Source organism: Oligoflexus sp. (assembly GCF_035638955.1).
Classification (GTDB): domain Bacteria; phylum Bdellovibrionota_B; class Oligoflexia; order Oligoflexales; family Oligoflexaceae; genus Oligoflexus.
The window spans coordinates 132,735-149,405 of record NZ_DASQYZ010000161.1 but is presented as its reverse complement, the minus strand read 5'-3'; the positions used below and the strand labels follow the sequence as shown (position 1 = coordinate 149,405).

At 54.9% G+C, this 16,671-nt stretch carries 15 protein-coding genes and 1 pseudogene; 2 read left to right on the top strand and 14 right to left on the bottom strand.

Translation table 11 applies throughout. The annotated features are described in order from the left end of the window. Positions 1-458: pseudogene (locus tag VE954_RS15470) on the bottom strand (zinc ribbon domain-containing protein); the annotation flags it as partial. Positions 459-649: 191 nt separating this feature from the next. On the opposite strand from VE954_RS15470, the gene VE954_RS15465 reads away from it, so the two are divergent. Next, positions 650-982: a hypothetical protein gene (locus VE954_RS15465; protein WP_324954295.1), complete on the top strand. Its 333-nt coding sequence runs from the start codon at positions 650-652 to the stop codon at positions 980-982. On the opposite strand, the gene VE954_RS15460 is transcribed toward VE954_RS15465, so the two are convergent. From VE954_RS15460 to fabA, 10 genes are all read right to left on the bottom strand, one after another. Further along, positions 967-3,456, bottom strand: coding sequence for an AMP-binding protein (locus tag VE954_RS15460; protein WP_324954293.1), 2,490 nt, complete (start codon positions 3,454-3,456; stop codon positions 967-969). The genes VE954_RS15465 and VE954_RS15460 overlap by 16 nt on opposite strands. 419 nt (positions 3,457-3,875) lie before the next feature. Beyond that, positions 3,876-4,373 (bottom strand): hypothetical protein, encoded by a 498-nt coding sequence (locus VE954_RS15455; protein WP_324954291.1) that lies wholly within the window; start codon positions 4,371-4,373, stop codon positions 3,876-3,878. Continuing rightward, on the bottom strand, positions 4,364-5,083 hold the full coding sequence (locus VE954_RS15450) for a hypothetical protein (RefSeq protein ID WP_324954290.1): 720 nt from the start codon (positions 5,081-5,083) through the stop codon (positions 4,364-4,366). The genes VE954_RS15455 and VE954_RS15450 overlap by 10 nt, the downstream gene beginning before the upstream one ends. Positions 5,084-5,092: 9 nt before the next feature. Beyond that, positions 5,093-5,800, bottom strand: coding sequence for a hypothetical protein (locus VE954_RS15445; RefSeq protein WP_324954288.1), 708 nt, complete (start codon positions 5,798-5,800; stop codon positions 5,093-5,095). A gap of 153 nt (positions 5,801-5,953) precedes the next feature. Next, complete coding sequence (locus VE954_RS15440) at positions 5,954-7,909, bottom strand: ABC transporter permease (protein WP_324954286.1); 1,956 nt, start codon at positions 7,907-7,909, stop codon at positions 5,954-5,956. A gap of 4 nt (positions 7,910-7,913) precedes the next feature. Then, positions 7,914-8,912, bottom strand: coding sequence for an HlyD family efflux transporter periplasmic adaptor subunit (locus VE954_RS15435; protein WP_324954283.1), 999 nt, complete (start codon positions 8,910-8,912; stop codon positions 7,914-7,916). Further along, complete coding sequence (locus VE954_RS15430; RefSeq protein ID WP_324954281.1) at positions 8,909-10,300, bottom strand: TolC family protein; 1,392 nt, start codon at positions 10,298-10,300, stop codon at positions 8,909-8,911. Before VE954_RS15430 ends, VE954_RS15435 begins: the two co-directional genes overlap by 4 nt. Positions 10,301-10,475: 175 nt before the next feature. After that, positions 10,476-11,753: a beta-ketoacyl-[acyl-carrier-protein] synthase family protein gene (locus VE954_RS15425; protein ID WP_324954280.1), complete on the bottom strand. Its 1,278-nt coding sequence runs from the start codon at positions 11,751-11,753 to the stop codon at positions 10,476-10,478. Beyond that, positions 11,750-12,205, bottom strand: a complete 456-nt coding sequence (locus VE954_RS15420) for a hypothetical protein (RefSeq protein WP_324954278.1) — start codon at positions 12,203-12,205, stop codon at positions 11,750-11,752. The genes VE954_RS15425 and VE954_RS15420 overlap by 4 nt, the downstream gene beginning before the upstream one ends. 14 nt (positions 12,206-12,219) lie before the next feature. Then, positions 12,220-12,810, bottom strand: coding sequence for a bifunctional 3-hydroxydecanoyl-ACP dehydratase/trans-2-decenoyl-ACP isomerase (gene fabA, locus VE954_RS15415; RefSeq protein WP_324954276.1), 591 nt, complete (start codon positions 12,808-12,810; stop codon positions 12,220-12,222). A 190-nt stretch (positions 12,811-13,000) separates the two neighbouring features. Here fabA and VE954_RS15410 point away from each other — a divergent pair, with 190 nt between their 5' ends. Then, complete coding sequence (locus VE954_RS15410) at positions 13,001-13,858, top strand: bifunctional methionine sulfoxide reductase B/A protein (RefSeq protein WP_324954273.1); 858 nt, start codon at positions 13,001-13,003, stop codon at positions 13,856-13,858. A 2-nt stretch (positions 13,859-13,860) separates the two neighbouring features. Here VE954_RS15410 and VE954_RS15405 read toward each other — a convergent pair whose 3' ends face one another. Genes VE954_RS15405 through VE954_RS15395 form a run of 3 tightly spaced genes read right to left on the bottom strand, consistent with a single transcriptional unit; the run spans position 13,861 to position 16,670 of the window. Then, entirely contained in the window at positions 13,861-14,751 is an 891-nt protein-coding gene (locus VE954_RS15405; protein WP_324954272.1) for a hypothetical protein, read from the bottom strand. 16 nt (positions 14,752-14,767) lie between these two features. Beyond that, positions 14,768-15,985, bottom strand: coding sequence for a twin-arginine translocation signal domain-containing protein (locus VE954_RS15400; protein ID WP_324954270.1), 1,218 nt, complete (start codon positions 15,983-15,985; stop codon positions 14,768-14,770). 13 nt (positions 15,986-15,998) lie between these two features. Next, on the bottom strand, positions 15,999-16,670 hold the full coding sequence (locus VE954_RS15395) for a hypothetical protein (RefSeq protein ID WP_324954268.1): 672 nt from the start codon (positions 16,668-16,670) through the stop codon (positions 15,999-16,001). Position 16,671 lies beyond the last annotated feature (1 nt).

Sequence of the window (16,671 nt, the reverse complement as noted above, 5' to 3'; positions counted from 1 at the left end):
AAGGCCGAAAGTGTGTCGCGTCCCATGACAAGGCCGCAGGACCCGCACGAGTGCGTGCGTTCACTCAGGGCTTTCTTCCTCACTTCACCACAAAGACAGGTTTGCGACAAACGCGTATGAAAAGTGTTGATCAGTTCCCCACGACCTCCGAGCTTTTCAGCTGTTCGGAAAAGTGATGCCTTAAGGCTGGCCGGGGCGGATTCACCAACAGATTTCCCGTAACGCTTTTGCAGAGCCTTGTAACTGATATCCTCAAGCTTGACGACAGAGCCGAGGCTCATGATCTCGTTCGAGAGATTGCCTAAAATGCATTTTCTATAGGCGGCGATTCTTCGATCAATATCCCGCTTTTCCAGGGCCAGCTTCTGATGGTTTCTGGTCCTGCCAAGACGCACCCCTTTTTTAAGCGCACCACCTCGAAAAGCTCCTTTATTATTGCTGTGCAGCGAGCGCGACATTTTTCTTTGCAGGGCTTTGGACTCCAGGATCAGTCCCTTGAGCCAATCCCCTACGATCAGGCGTTCATAGGAGACAATCCCATTGGATATGGCAATTTTTTTCGGCCCGAAATCGACGGATACACTTTGTCCCTGAAAGCCCTCGCCAAAACGGGAAACAAGACGCGCCTTGTGCCGTCTACGGGGCGCCGTTGACCACCTATGCCTCGTTGTTCAGTGGTGGACAGATTCCGGCCACGGCGCCTTTGACGATTTACTCCACGGGACTGCATATGCATCTGCTGGGTCAGGCCAGCCGTTTGCATCTGGAGCACAAGGATGGTCGCCCCACCTGCCTCGTCGATATTCCGCGCTGGGATTTTCACTGGCAGGGAAGTTATGTTCTGAAAAATACCGTTACCGTGGCCCCTGGGGATCGATTGAACCTGGAGTGTCGCTTTGATAATCCTGGCAGCAAGGATGTGAACTGGGGCGAAGGCACGGAAGATGAAATGTGTCTCGGTTTCGTTTACGTCACGCTGTGAGGGGCGGCGCAGGCGTGGATTTCTTTCACGATCTGTTCCAGAGAGATCGGATCCTGGATCAAGGACAGATGATCACCCGCCGTGCGTATGACTTTGAGATTGGAAATATAGGGTCGCCAGCCACAGGTGCGACTGCGGAGTGGTTTTCGTTTGAGGCGTTCATCGGCCACAAACAAAACCGCAGCGCCTGGGTAGCGGCGCATCCTGCGCATATAATCCTGGGCATGGAGGCCATTGCGATGGCCCCGTGCCTTATCCAACGCCCCAATGCGAGGGTCGGACGCCTGAGCTCGCGGTCGCCATTTGCCTCGCAGATAGAGCAGGAAATCCCTGGGGCGCATGCGAAATACTCGCAGAGTTTTCATCCAGCCATGTTTCCAACGGAATACGTGTTCGGGCAAAGTTGCATCGAGGAGGAAAAGACGTTTCACTTCGTGACCGGCGTCGGTCAATTGCCTGGCCACTTCAAAGGCTAAAATTCCCGCAAAGGAATAGCCCAATAAATAATAAGGACCCTGGGGCTGCTGTTCCAGGATGGAGCGTTTATAAATCTCGGCCAGCGCCTCGAGCGTAGGGGGTCCAGAAGGATCGGACGGTTGGCATTCATGTTCAGAAATAAGAGCCAGCGCTGTCCATTCGGGAGGCAGAGCCCTGGCTAACGGTTGATAGATGTGAACCCCGGCCATGAAAAATATCGGTGTGCGCGGGGGCGCTTCATTCAACCTTACCAGATGACAGGCCCGTGCTGTGGTGGTTTCCGGTCGCGACTGCCAATAGTTCGCGAGAGCGCGCGCCGTGGGTTTTTGGAAGAATATGGCCGGCGGAATCACGATGCCATGCTTTTCGCTCAGGGTGCTGAGCGCAAAAATCGCCAGGAGGGAATGCCCGCCGGCTTCAAAAAAATTCTGATCACAACTGAAGTTGTCTGACTCCAGTGACTCAGCGAGGACGGCCGTGATCGTTTGTCCCAGCGCGTTCAGCTCAGAAGGACGAGTTGGTTCGTTTTCAAGCGGCCATTCCATAAGGCGGCGTCGATCCAGTTTGCCATTGAAATTGGTTGGCATCGTCTCGAGAACAATAATCCGCTGAGGAAGCATTTCCATGGGCAGCTGCTGCTGGAGATGGGAGCGGACCCGTTCGATATCGTGCCCCGATGCTCCTGCTAAAAATGCTATGAGAAAGCCCGAATCCTCGCCTTGGCGGCGGTGGACAACGACCGCGTGGGTTGCCAAACCCGACTCCAAAATACAATTCTCGATGGCCGTCAGCTCCAAGCGGACGCCCCGCAATTGCACCTGGAAATCACGTCGTCCGAGCATTTCCAGATTGCCGTCCTCATGCCAACGACCGTAATCACCGGTCCGATAGCAGAGACCGTCTTCGGTAGCGATGAAGCGCTCGGATGTCTCGGCGGTTTGATGCCAATATCCCAGGCCGACGCCGGGGCCAGAGAAGCAAATTTCTCCGTCGATCAGTTTAAGTCCGACTCCAGGAAAGGGTTTGCCGACCAGAGTTTTGGTGACGAGCTGATGGCGTTCAATGGGCAGAAGCGTTCCCATGCAACTGATTTCGGTGGTGCCATAGATGACAAAAAGCTCAGCCTTAGGAAAGAAAATTTTCATGTTCTCTATCACGGTCGGCAGCACGATGTCGCCGCCACTTGATACGTGACGCATAGGGGAAAGATCCCGGTTCGCATCGACGGAACGCAGGTAACGAAAAAGGGTCGACAGAAGACTGGGGCCGGCATGAAATACGGTTGATCGCTCGAGATGCTCGACGAGTCGCGGCAGATTGAAAATATCCACGCGACTCACGAGGCGAACGGCGGCGCCGACTGCCAGCGGCAAAAGAAGATCGAAGAGGCTGATGCTAAACGTCGCTCGGGCCACATTGCAGAAAATGTCGTCGGCATTAAAACGAAAAGCCGTCTGAGCCGCCGCAAGATAATGATGCAGATTATCCTGCGAGATAAGAACGCCTTTAGGGCGACCGGTGGTGCCGGACGTATACATAAGATAGGCTGGGATATCCTGCCAGTCGGGTGGCAAAGGGCTTGTGTCCGGATGGGACGCGGCCATGCGCTCTTCATCCAACAGATAGCAAAGGCGCTCGGAGGCCAGACTTTGACCGAGATGCTCGCGATGAGTCAGGATCAATCGAGGTTGGGCTTCGGTGCGAATGCGATCGATATGAGCTTGAGGATGATCAGGATCCAGAGGCAGATAAACGCCCCGGCAACGAAATATCGCGATGATCGCAATGAGAAGGTCAAAACCCGGACGGACGCATACACCTAGAATGGAGCCCGGCTGCACACCATTATTTTGCAGCTGCTCGGCGAGCGCAGCGCTGGATGTTTGCAGCTGCCCATACGTCAGTTGCCTGTCTCCCGAATACGCGGCAATCGCGTCAGCGCGCGTGGTAGCGTGTGTTTCAATGCGCTCAATCAATGCCTGAGGATGAAAGGGCATGCGGCATGGTCCTGGGCTCAGTGTAAATTTATTAAAAAATATTTTTATTTTTTAAAACATGAAGCGGCACGAAGCGCTGTCGATCAGGTTTGTTGCGTTCTCTTATCATACCGCAGATGGGCGGCCCCGTGAAAGCCATGGGCCCACTTCTGCAGTCCTTGCATGTTTTTCCGTGTGGCAGGAGGCGAATAAAAAAATTTACGGCTGATTTCGGCTTTCTGACGTTCAAGGGCCAGGGATCTTCCCGCAGTAGCGCATCCACCGCTGACCGAACATATTGATGACCTCGACGTCATCGTTACCACCGAAGTTATCAAGGGACACGCCAAGTGAAGTTGATCCTGGGTCGCAAGGGGGCGGTGTCGGTGGATTGCAGGGCAGGTTGGACGGGCTGTTGACGAGACAGCTGGGGCCTGCCTTCACTTCAATAACATCAGCGACTGGAACGGCGGCCGCAGGCTGACTTGGACACAGGGTTTTTTCATTAAAGATCGTGCCTTTGGGATGATCCCAGTCCAAAGGCTGTTGGGTGACCTGATCCTTGATAAATTTTCCCGATGAACCGATGCGGCGGCCTGGACTTTGAATTGATTGCCTCCGGTGCAAAAGGCTCGAATGGTCCAACCGCCCATGACCGTCTGGCCATCACTCCTGACCAGGATACCGCCATTTTTTTTGGGAAGATTCAGCATCTGGTTGGTCGTACACGTTTTCGGAATAGCGGGACAATCGACAAAACTTTCCACAGTCCTGGCGACACTACGCAGATTGAAACGATCTTCCGAAGCTGCACTGAATTGCCGGGAACCGATCAGGAGTTTATAAGCAAAGGGCAGGACGAGGCCCAAAATCCCGATGCCGATCAGAATTTCGAGCATACTGATGCCATGACTGCCTGAGAATTTTTTTATTGGCATAAAACAATCCATTGGCCCGACTTCCCCCAATCATCCTGCCTATCCCAATAGGATGCGAATTCCTGGGTCTTGGTGGGGCATGAAGGTTTGGGGCTGTCCCGACCGTCTTCACAGCACATCGTAGGCCCAACCTTGGGATCGATGACGCTTTCGGGTGGTGGCGGGCAGGAACCCTGACTGGGAGTGCAGAGGTTGCCAAGCTTGACCGTGAAGGGTTGACCGCTTGCGCTCTTATTTATGACACCACAGAGAATGCCCGATTCAATCAGAATGCCTTCCGGCGCATTCCAATCCATGAGTTTACCGCGCAGAGGATCTTTCACAGCCTGGCCATTGGCATCAAGCAGGGCGACACGCACTTCCAAACTTTTGTTGGGCTGGCAGCGGGCCTGAACGCTCCAGGGTCCGGACCTGGTCGTCCCACTGCTGTTGACCAGGACGTCTCCATCATAGTCCACCAGAGACCGCAGCTCCTGGCCCTGGCAGGCTGCAAGAGCCCGGCAATCGGTGGCCGTGAGCAACGTTTTTTTCAGGAGCGTCGCCTCGGCTTTTAAGTCAACGGCGCGTCTGGTTTTCGAAACGTTGGAAATCATGTTCATGACGATCACGGAGCCAATCGCAAGCAGGGCCAGGGTCATCAGCGCATCGACAAGGCCGGCGCCTGCCTCACGGATGCTTTTGTCGCTTGGAAAACATCGGACCCATTTCATGCGAACACCCTATATTTTGCTGCAAATCGTATATTTGGTAAAATCGATGCCGCCCCAACCATAGCGATCGACATAGCGGAAGATGCCTTGATAGCCATCTGGGCAGCTGGGGAAAGCTCGCTGGGTGTCGCTGCAGTAATGTCCCAGGTATTTGCAATTCACACAGCCTGAGGCTGTGGCGAGTTCAGCAGGGAGCGGGCCGGTCCCCTGAGCGGTTCCATAGCAGGGGCTGCTTTTTTCCAAAACAATATCAGCTGAGCCGGATCCGCAGGCATCCTGCAGAGGCATGAGATCACTCCAAGCCATGGGCTTTTGGGTCAATGGATCCTTGATAAAGGTATTGGAAGCATCGAGTGCCGCCGCCGTTACCCAATATTCCGTCGTGCTTTTGGCTTTACATTCAATTTTGACGTTCCATCGACCTATCTTTGTGCTGCCATTCGCAGCCACCAGCACCCCTCCGGATTTGTTGGGGAGAGCGAGGGTCGTGCCGACGGCGCAGGCTGAGGTGAAGTTCACGGCGCTACAGTTGCTTTGGGATTGCAGGGCGCTTTTCACTTTCAGTTTGTCGACCCGCCATTCGCGATGAGACTCCGCACGCATTTCCTGTTCACTGCGGTGACCCACAAACTGCAGGCCGAGAAGAGACGCCCCCAAAAGGGCAATCACCACCAGTAGGCCTGAGGAACCGGTTTGCGAAGATCCCAATGATTTCATGCAAAGCGTCCTATTGTATCGATCGATTTTGAGCTTTGGGGTGGGGTTCATCATAGCAGAAAGGGCGCATATCGTGTCAGCTTTTCAGCTGCAGACGGGGAGACTAGCCCACCCGAAGGTGGGCTGGTGCGTTTCATTCATAACGCATGCTTATCATTCGTAACGCAGGGCGTCGATGGGATTGAGCTGGGCGGCTTTGCGTGCCGGATAGATACCGAAGACGATACCCACCCCCGCAGAAAACAGGAACGCCAGCGTCACGGACGAGGGCGTGATGGTGGTGTTCCAGCCTGAAACAGCCGAGAGCGTCGTTGTAATGAGCACAGCCAGCAGAATTCCGAGCACACCACCGACAAGGCTGACGACCACCGATTCAATCAGGAATTGCCACAGAATATCCGCGCGTCGCGCACCGATAGCTTTTCTGAGACCGATTTCCCGGGTACGTTCGGTGACAGACACGAGCATGATATTCATGATGCCGATGCCGCCGACCAGCAGCGAGATGGATGCAATCACCGACAGGAGCAGGGTCATGATCTTGGTGCTCTCGCTCAGGGCGTTCTGAATATCGGCCATATTTCGAATCGTGAACGCATCCTGCTGCCGCGACGGAGGCACACGTTTGCGCGCATACATCAGTTCCTGGGTACGATCCTGGACGGCATCCATGGCTTCGGCGCGTTCGACTTCAATTTCAATAAAGTCCACATAGTCCTTGCCCAGGAGCCGATGCATGGCCGTTTCCACTGGCAGAAGTATCTGATCATCCTGATCGCGAAACCCGGTCGCGCCTTTTTCCGGCAAGAGACCGACGACCTGAAAATTGATCTTGTTGATCTTGATCATTTCCCCGATGGGGTTTTGACCGTTAAAGAGTTCGCGCACCAACGTGCGACCAATGACAGCCACGCGCGCCCGCTGTTGATTTTCCTCGTCGGTAAAAAAGCGCCCGACATCCGGTTCCAGGGAATGCATGCGGGCATAGGCCGACGTCGTGCCGATCAGTGAGGTGGCCCAGTTTTTATTGCCAAACGTGACCTGACCCCGACCGTTGACGTTGGAGGCCGCAACCTTTACGCCTGGTACACGCTGCTCGATGATCTCGGCATCTTCGACGGTAAATCGCGTCACCGCTCCTGCTTCGGACATGGCACCACCAGGACCGCGCGAGGCGCCCGAGCGTAAAACCAATAGGTTGGAGCCCAGCGAGGACAGTTGACTTTCGATGGCCGATTGCGCGCCTTTGCCTAAGGCCAGCATGGCGACAACCGCAGCCACACCAATTAAAATGCCGAGCATGGAAAGCCCGGTGCGGACTTTATTGGCAGCGAGTGTTTTGATGCCTTGCACAAAGTGTTGCCAGATATGGCTCAAGCCCGATCCGCCCTGGGTGTCGGCCGCGCCAAGTGTTGGCGGATTGGTAACCTTGGGCAGCGGCGCCAGGCGTTCATCCGACTGAATCTCGCCGTCGCGCATCCGAATCAGTCGACGTGCCTGCTGGCCGATTTCATCTTCATGGGTGACCATAACTATGGTGATGCCCTGCTCATTCATCTGTTTGAGCAGAGCCATGATTTCTTTTTCACTCTTCGAATCCAGGTTCCCCGTCGGTTCATCGGCCAGAACCATGAGAGGCTTATTGATCATGGAACGAGCGATAGCCACGCGTTGCTGTTGACCACCGGATAACTCGTTGGGTCGGTGCTCCATGCGGGTGCCCAGGCCTACGGTGTCCAACACGGGATGCGCTCGCTCAACCTCCAATTTGCCTTCCGAATAAAAGAGGGGAAGGGCCACATTTTGCGCGGCGGTCATACGCGGCAGCAGGTTGAATTGCTGGAAAATAAAACCCATCACCTTGCGGCGCAAGACGGCGAGGTCATCCTCATCCAACTGCGAAACTTCCCGGCCATTGACCAGATAGGATCCCGATTCGGGCACATCCAAAAGCCCCATGATATGCATCAAGGTGGATTTGCCGGACCCCGATGGCCCCATGATGGCCACGAAATCGCCACTTTCGACCTTGACGGAAACATCGCGCAGCGCATAGACCGTGCTATCGCCCATTTGGTAACTTTTGTTGACGTTTCGCAGTTCGAGCATGCTCTTACCTGCCTCCGCGGTTGCCGGCGCCACGAGGTCGGCCCATCGGCATGAAGGGATTGCCGCCCGGGCCCTTGCCATCGCCCATCGTAAGATCGGAGATCAGGATGGTGGCGCCTTCCGTGACACCTTCGACGACTTCGGTTTGTTTGCCATCGTTGGTGCCGATTTTAATAGGCTGTTCGATGGGCTTGTCCTTTTCCTTGGGATTGGGCATCAGGACAAAGGGTTTGCCTTCGACAAATTTGATGGATTCGCTGGGAATGGTCAGAGCATCGGTTTTTTCCGAGATCAAAAACGTGACGTTGGCGGTCATGCCACTGCGCATGAAATCAGGTGTTTTATTGGGTAGAACGTCCACGGTATAGGTGGTGACGTTGTTCACGGTCTTGGCGTCATAGGCCAGTTTTTCGACTTTGCCAGGAATTTTTTCCCGCGGATAGGCGTCGAGCAGCACCGTGGTGGTCTGGCCTTTTTTGATTTGGGCCAGGTCGGTTTCATCCACCTGAGCTTTGATGGTTAAGCGATTCGACATCGAGAATACGGAGTCCGCATTGGAAAAGGTCTGACCGGCTTCGACGTTGCGCAGGATAATGGTGCCGTTGATCGGTGCCATGATCGGTGTGGGCCGGTACAGTTCCTCCCAGCGTTTCACTTCCGCAGAACCTTTGGCGCGCGCGGCATCCAGCAAGGCCGCTCGTTCCGTCGAACTCATCCAGGCCAGAATCTGACCTTTTTTCACTTCAGCCCCTTCCGCCACCAAAACCTCTTCCACGCGACCGGCGATGGGCGGTTTGATTTCCAGGCGGTTTTCGGGTTGCACAACGCCCGTACTGAGAATGGTGACCTGGAGGGTTTGCCGGGTGACCTTGGCTTCGGTGTATTTCACGGCAGGGGCACTTTTCTTTTTCTTGTAGTAATACCCGGCCCCGCCCACTAATAAGGCTATGACACCTAGAATAATCCAGATCTTCAGACGGGATTTTGATTTGGCTTGACTCACTGCAGTGCTCCTCTTCCCTGCGCTTGTTCCCATGCGGCTTCGGCGATAACTCGATTGCCCTGACTGGAAAGCACCGCGCGCTGTCTTGTGATCAAATCGCTTTCGATCAGATCCCAGTCATCAAAGGTGGTCAGGCCGTTATTGTATTTGCTTCGTGCGATTTCAGCACGCAGCGTCACCGCTTCGCGAAAACTCTCGTCCACTTTCAAACGCTCGGCCGACTCAGCAAGGGTAACATGCGCCTGCCTCAGACGGGCTACGATATCGCGTTCGGCGTTTTCCCGGGTCAACCCTGCTGCCGTGAGTCGATTGATGGCCCCCTGCCGCGTGTAATAATCCGAGCCACCCGAGAACAGAGGCACGGTGAGGACAAGACTCAGCGACCAGGCTTCATCTTCCGGAAAAAACTTATCATCCTGCCGCCCGATGCTGCCGCGCACACCGAGCTGTGGATAAAACCCGGCTCGCGCGAGCGAGAGATCCGCGGTGGCCGTTTCCTCCTGCGCGCGATTCAATCGGTAGTCCGGGGTGTTGCGGGCGAGGCTGGCAAAATCCACGAGGCCAGGAATATCGCTTAGCGGAACGTCATTGCGCAATTCATAGCTGGTGTCATCCCCACGCCCGAGCACCGTGTTCAGTCGTGCTCGCGTGACATTGAAATTATCGCGAGCCTGCATCTCTTCAAAACGAGCCTGTTTTAAATAGGCTTCGGAAAGACGCACGGCACCCTTATTTTCCTGACCTCCTGCGAAGCGCAGTTCCACGAGTCGCAGGTTTTCCTCGCGGCGTTTGATGATGTCCTGATACAGGCGAAGCGATCGTTGCGCCTGCATCATGCCTGAATAGGCTGTTTTTAGGTCATAACTCAAACGGGCTTTCAGAATCTGAATCTGCTGCTCCGTTTCGCGAACACGCGATTGCGCCTGGCTGACTCGCGACTGGGTGGCAAAGCCATCAAAGATGGTTTCGCTGGCTTCGATGGAGGCTCCGTAGCTGTCGTTGACTTTGCTCTGCAGATCACCGTAAGTGCTGGGATCCATGCTCCGAGTGGCATCACTGCCATTGATTCCCGCGGTGAACGATGCCGAAATCTTTGGCAGATAGCCCGATCGTGCGACCTGAATATTGGTGTTGGCGGCATCAAGGTTTTGCTGGGCGGCCTTGAGCTCCGCGTTATTCCGGGTCGCTTCGGTGACAGCCGCCTGCCAGGTCAGAGCGCTTTTCGCGCCCTGCGCGTGCTGGGCGCTTTGCGCGCTCTGACCCTGCAGGGTCAGAGCGCTTTTCGCGCCCACAGATGAGAGAGGAATGAGAATGCCACTGATGACGAGCCAGATGCCGATTCCATGCAAGACCTTGGTTCGGAGCCTGGGTTTGATCACATTTTCCATCGGAGATGTCTTTCTGGGCTGATTCTGTTCTTGTACGGATTTACCGCAATCATCAGCGAAAGGCTAGAGGGCGGCGCGTGAGAAAGGAATTATGAAGGGAAAAATTCGGTGGGGAGGGATCATGGCATAGAGACGCTCCGTTTCGAGCGCCTCCTGCCCAGGCTGGAACAGGGTTTTAACCGGCCCACTTTTTAAAGACAACGCAGCTATTGACGTCACCGAAACCAAAACTGGATTTGGCCGCGATCTGAATCGCCTTATTCCGGGCTTCACGCGGGATGCTCGCGGCAATTTTTACGATATCCGGATGCAGGTCTTCGCTGTTCAGCGAAGGATGCACGAAACCTTCATGCAGCTGCAAAACGGTCGCAATGCATTCCACGGCACCGGCGGCGCCCAAGGCATGACCGATCATCGATTTGGTCGAGTTGATCATAGGGAAGCGTTCAGCCGGCAATTCCAGTGCTGACAGCCAGTTCGCGACTTCCAGAGGATCGGCGCCGGTCGCCGTCAGGTGACCGTTGATATAATCGAGTTCTGCCGATTGCACACCGGCGTTCATCATCGCATCACGAATACAGCGGCGGACACTATAGGGGCTCGGTGCCGTCATGCTTCCGCCGCGACGCATACCGCCGCAATTGATGGCAGAACCAAGAACTTCAGCATATATACGTGCGCCGCGGGCCTGAGCCGATTCCAGGGATTCCACGACCAAAACGCCGCCGCCACTGCCAGGAATAAAGCCTTTTGCTGTCGCACTCATGGGTCGTGAGGCTGCGGTGGGCGCATCATTGCTGTTGCGATTCAGGACCTTCATGGCATCAAAGCCGGCCCAGATATAAGGATGCGCGCCTTCAGCGCCGCCGACCATCATGCGTTCGGCGAGGCCGTCACGAATTCTTTGGACACCCATAATCAAAGCTTCGGTTCCGGTACTGCAGGCACTGCTGTTGGTCGTCACCTGGTTGCCCAAGGCGAACAGTCCACCAAAACGGGCGCTGACGGAGCTGGCCATGATCTGTTCGATGATGGTGCTGCCGAGCCGCCTGACATTTCCAATACTGGCCTGTGGGATGACTTTGTCGGCGAGTGTATCCACGCCGCCGATGCCCGTACCGATGATCGCACCGGTTTCTTCATTCAGTTGATCAGAACCCCATTGCGGCAAAGGCAGGCCTGCATCTTTCCAGGCGTCCACACCAGCGATGCAAGCAAAAGTCATGGCGGTGTTCATGGCCAGGAGTTCATCGGGACTGAAATAAGTGGTCTTAATCGTATCGATATCCTGCGGCACACCTGCCACCTGGCAGCCAAATTTCAACTGCTCCAGTTCCGGCAAATGGCGCAAACCCGACTGCCCCTTACGCAGGGCCTGGCTGAAGTTTTGCAGACCATGACCGTTCGGAGCGACCACACCCATACCTGTGACTACGACGCGTCTTTTACTCATTGCTTTTTCACTCCCATACCGGACAGAGTTCCACGAGCAATCAGCTCGCCCTGTTCGTTATAAAGTTCCGCTTTTGACCTGATTTTGCGGAAACGCCAGCTTTGTTTTTCACCGTGAACCCGAACTTTTTCACCCGCATGAACCGGTTTGAAAAATTCCATCTCGACGTCGGTAAACAGGGTCACATATTCCGCTGGATTAAGGCCCTTACCGCTTTTCGCGTCGATATCAATCAGATGCAGGCCCATGGCCACGACCACGGTCTGCGCTACAGTTTCGATCAGAATGGACTCAGGGACGACGTTTTCTTTTTGATAGAAAGGCAGTTCCGGATCGAAGGTGTATTCGCCGACGATTTTTTGCGCATCGAGGTCCACGATCCGATCCAGAAATCGAAACGGATGTGCTTGAGGCACCATTCCCAAAATGGATTCTTTCATGTCAGCCGTCATGCCGATCCCTCCTCTTATCGAACCAAAATACCGCCGCGCGAATTTGCAGAAGGCAGTGGATAATCAGGATAATTGATGCCGGTAAAGCTGCCGACGCGCGCCCCTTTGATATTATAAATGGGCTGGTCATCGACCAGAACGCGCGCATCACCGACAGCGATGGCCGCGCCTTTACCTTTAAGGATCGACAGACGCCGAATATTCACTTCGTAACGCACCACTTTATCATGCGGACGAATCTGGCCCAAAAATTCCACGCTTTCGCAACCCAAGGCGCGGCCACTGCCCAGACCACCGTTGGCGAAGCAATAAAAACCAACAAGCTGCCAGACCGCATCCAGACCAAGACAGCCCGGCTGCACAGGATCGCCTTTGAAATGGCACTGAAAGTACCAGGCATCCAGTTGCACATCCTGCTCGGCAATGATGGAGCCGCTGGAACCGTTGCGCTTCAGTTCGACAATGCGATCAAACATCAGAAAGGGAGGCGCGGGAATCCGCCCAAATTCTGGAATGGGTGTGTCTTCCACAAGCAAACCGTTGGCATGTGCAATCAGTTCGAGCTTGTTAAACGCGGTGCGCTCAAGAAATTCAGCGTAAAGCATGGCGAGGCTTCCTTCGATTGTTGGGACTCATTCTCTTACATAACCTTTGTAAGCTCAGGCTCCAACAGTAATGTTGCTTGAGAGCCCCTCTTGCGAAAAGTTTACACAAGGACTAGGATTTTTTCGTTTGTATTTCAGAGTAGAATCGCTACGATTCTTCGCTTTTTCACCCTTTTTAGCGAGGCACATTATGTCACAACGGCAACTAACACCCTTCGAAAGCTGGGTGATTGAACAAAAAGGAACGGAAAGACCCTTTACCGGACTTTATGTAAACACGACGGCACCTGGCGTTTATCACTGCAAAAAGTGCGGGGCTAAGCTCTACCGGAGCGATGATAAATTCCATTCCGAGTGCGGCTGGCCGAGTTTTGACGATGAAATTCCAGGGGCTGTGGACCACAAAACCGATGCCGATGGGCAGCGTACCGAAATCCTTTGCAAAAACTGCGGGGCTCATTTGGGACATGTCTTCAAAGGCGAACGTTTGACGGCCAAGAATACGAGGCACTGCGTGAACAGTGTGTCGCTCGAATTTGAACCCAACAAAGTTCCAGGTGTCCGCACCGTGGTTCTGGCTTCAGGCTGCTTTTGGGGCACAGAATATTATCTGGGACGCATTCCGGGGGTTTTGAAAACCCAGGTGGGCTATATCGGTGGGCATGTCGAGAATCCAACCTACAAACAGGTGTGCTCTGGCACCACAGGTCATGTGGAAGCCACAGAAGTCACTTACGATCCGGTGCAGGTGGATCTGACGGAAATTTTGCGGGTGTTTTTTGAGACCCATGACTTTGCACAGACCAATGGCCAAGGTCCCGATATCGGCCCGCAGTATCTCTCGGTGCTGTTTTACGAAAATGATGAAGAGAAAAAGGTGGCCCAGGAGCTGATCGATCAGCTCAAGGCCAAGGGCATGCAGGTGGCGACAGCGCTCAAGCCACGCGTTAAATTCTGGCCCGCCGAGGACTATCACCAGCGGTATTACGAAAGCAAGGGTGATACACCTTACTGTCATCGGTATCGCCAGATTTTTCCACGTGCCTGATTTTAGAGTCCTTCTCCCGTCCGCCATGGACCGATCGCGGTGCTCACGGGGCCGGCATTCACGCCCTGATGGGCACCCGCGGGAATGTTGGGTCTGACGCCATTGCTATTCAATGTTGCATCAATGATTTTCAAGTTCTGGCCACAGGCCGTGGCGATGTCCTTATCCACAAAATCATAGGCAAAGAGTCCGCTGTGGCAAGCTTTGCAGGGTTGCAAGGCGTCGGCCACCGGCTTGAAATTCTGCGGAGCCTTGCATTCCCGATAGTTGGGAATACCATCCAGCAAAGCATCAGCGAGGGGTTCCAGGGCTGAAAAACGCATCTTGATCGAAGCGCCTGGACTGATGTTGTCAAAACTGATCGCGTTCAATCCTGCTAACGGGACTGTGCGACCCTTGGGAATCTTCAAGTTGATGTTGGTGCCAATGGGATATTGGGTTTCCTTGCCACCTTCCATCAAAACCAAAACCGGACGATACAGAACAAAGCCTGTGGTGGCCGGTGTTTTCACCGACATGTTACTGAAGGTGATGGAAGCCGGCGCCGCGCCGGCTGCAGCATTCACGGCCAGCGTGACCGAAAACGTGGCGCCCGTGAGAGCTGGCTTGGCCGATGCCAGGTCAAAACTCATCGGACCACTGGCAACGTTGACAGCGGTCGTGGTCGGACCCGCGGGAATCGTCATGTCCACCGGCGTGGCCGGCGACGATGGTCCGTCGGTAGGAGAAGCCGGGCTCGATGATCCATCGGCACGGCCTCCAGAATTATTCCCCTGCTGTCCCGAACTCACAGCCGTGGTAGGCTGCGAGCGCGCGACTTTGGGTGCTTCTTCGGCACAACTGCTGAGCAGAAGACCGGCAACGAGCAGGCCTGACAAGGGAACGCGCAGCATGATTTTTTCCTTTCGATCAGACTTTGCTGATAGCCGTGTGAGGATTGCCACCGAAACCTTGCACCACGGATGTCGGTGCTTTGGCCAACGCTGACACAAGGCCCCACAGGCCGTTGACGCCGGGAGTTCCCGCGGGCAGACCCACGTTGGCGTCCACTTTACCAGTTGTGCCGAGCTTCACGTTGGGACCAATCACCGTCGCTGACGTTACGGATGCGTGATCCGAACCTGGCAACGAACGAGCAAAGTCACCAAAGATCACAACCGTCACGTTACTCGTTGCGGTCACCATGCGATCGGTGAAAACTTTCAGACCTGGCATGATTTCAGCAATAAATTTCTGTCGGGCACGAGCTCCCGATGTATCACCGTGCGTATCCCAACTGAGGCCGCCACCAGCACTTGCGGTCACCACGTTGGCGCCGGATCGAATCATCAATTCGGCCGCTGCAAATTTTGCTCTCATATCCGTCACCGCAGTTCCAGTCAGGCCGTAAGCCGTCATGAGTTCCTGGGCGTTGAAAGGCTGCGCTGCCTTCGACAGCGTATCGAACGCTGCTTTGTAACCGTTGGTCATGCTGGACAACGATTCAGGATTTCCCTGCAGACGTTGAAGTGACATGATTTCAGCTGCGGTAATGCCTTTCGCCGCGATTTCACGCTTGGGCATGGTGGGATCTGGAGCGCCACCGCCCAGTGCATCGATGGTCGATTTCATATCGGTGATCTGCTGCAAGGATGTTCCGCTGACAGCCGTCTGTGGACCAGGAACCATTTCCGCGCCAACGTTGGCGGCTTTGATGGAACCACTGCCACCCATACCTGCAGCCAGACTCAGCACAGGGCTGAGGTTATTCACGGAAAATTGGGCTGTTTTTGCGCCCCCGTGAGCGGCTATGCCGTGGGCTACACCGACGGAAGCCATGTTCGCTTTAGCGAAGGCACCCAGGGTATTGAAACTGTTGTCGACGACCAGGCCACCGCCAAGGTTCAGCATGTTGGCTGCTGTCACACCGAACGTGCCAGCGCCACTGAAGGAGTCGGCCGAACTGAAGAGAGCATTGTAACCGCCAGGCAGAAACACGACCAGGACGGCGGATTGGGTTGCTGATTGGGCCAGGGCCTCGGGCGTCATGATACCAGGGACCATGCCGCCGATGGCCATGGCGCCGGTCGTGCCGGCTGTCAGCTTGATAAGATCGCGGCGTGATATATTACTTTTCTTGTGACTCATGTTCGTGTGCTCCTTAGTAAGCGAGAAAGCCGGCAGCCGTTAATACCGATGCCAGGGTATAGGCCCAGCGTGCCTTGATGTCTGTTTCTGCAGCTGTTTCCACTAATGCGACTTTCTTACAGGCGTTCACTTCATCCGGGGATGGCAGGCGATTCCAAGCCTGACGTGCGAAGGCCGTGCAGTTAGCGGTCGCAGATTCTTCGGTCGGCAGGGCTGCGTATTTGGTGTCGGCACCGGCCACAGTCAAAGCCCCTTCATAAGCCACGCGATAACTCGTAAACAGGGTCACAGCGCTGGCCTGGGTATCGACATACCAACGATCCGGAGCCGCGGCGAACGTCGCTGCATTGGCTGTCAGTGAAGCCGGAACGGCTCCGATCACGCGTGTATATTCTCCAGAAAGGGCCGTGTAAGGTTTCACCCGATAGCGGTCGCCATCTTTGGATATTTCAGTCTTGCGACCGGCGCTCAGGTTCACGCCGCCAAAACCCTTATAACTTTTGCCATCCGCCACAGAACAGGTCAGCATGGTGCTGGCCTTGGGATCGGTGCCGTCAGGATTGGTGCCCTCGGGCATTCCGGTTTGCGTGGTGCCGACTGTGGTCCCGGAAATATGTTTCGGTGCCTTGCCGCAAGCCATCAGGCCTGCTGCCAGTATGATTGAAAGACCTAAGCTTCTTTTCATG

Coding starts and splice junctions, on each gene's coding strand:
- VE954_RS15455 (WP_324954291.1), bottom strand. CDS start 4,373: ATGCCAATAAAAAAATTCTCAGGCAGTCATGGCATCAGTATGCTCGAA.
- VE954_RS15460 (WP_324954293.1), bottom strand. CDS start 3,456: ATGCCCTTTCATCCTCAGGCATTGATTGAGCGCATTGAAACACACGCT.
- VE954_RS15450 (WP_324954290.1), bottom strand. CDS start 5,083: ATGAAATGGGTCCGATGTTTTCCAAGCGACAAAAGCATCCGTGAGGCA.
- VE954_RS15420 (WP_324954278.1), bottom strand. CDS start 12,205: ATGACGGCTGACATGAAAGAATCCATTTTGGGAATGGTGCCTCAAGCA.
- VE954_RS15440 (WP_324954286.1), bottom strand. CDS start 7,909: ATGCTCGAACTGCGAAACGTCAACAAAAGTTACCAAATGGGCGATAGC.
- VE954_RS15430 (WP_324954281.1), bottom strand. CDS start 10,300: ATGGAAAATGTGATCAAACCCAGGCTCCGAACCAAGGTCTTGCATGGA.
- VE954_RS15400 (WP_324954270.1), bottom strand. CDS start 15,985: ATGAGTCACAAGAAAAGTAATATATCACGCCGCGATCTTATCAAGCTG.
- VE954_RS15425 (WP_324954280.1), bottom strand. CDS start 11,753: ATGAGTAAAAGACGCGTCGTAGTCACAGGTATGGGTGTGGTCGCTCCG.
- VE954_RS15410 (WP_324954273.1), top strand. CDS start 13,001: ATGTCACAACGGCAACTAACACCCTTCGAAAGCTGGGTGATTGAACAA.
- fabA (WP_324954276.1), bottom strand. CDS start 12,810: ATGCTTTACGCTGAATTTCTTGAGCGCACCGCGTTTAACAAGCTCGAA.
- VE954_RS15405 (WP_324954272.1), bottom strand. CDS start 14,751: ATGCTGCGCGTTCCCTTGTCAGGCCTGCTCGTTGCCGGTCTTCTGCTC.
- VE954_RS15445 (WP_324954288.1), bottom strand. CDS start 5,800: ATGAAATCATTGGGATCTTCGCAAACCGGTTCCTCAGGCCTACTGGTG.
- VE954_RS15395 (WP_324954268.1), bottom strand. CDS start 16,670: ATGAAAAGAAGCTTAGGTCTTTCAATCATACTGGCAGCAGGCCTGATG.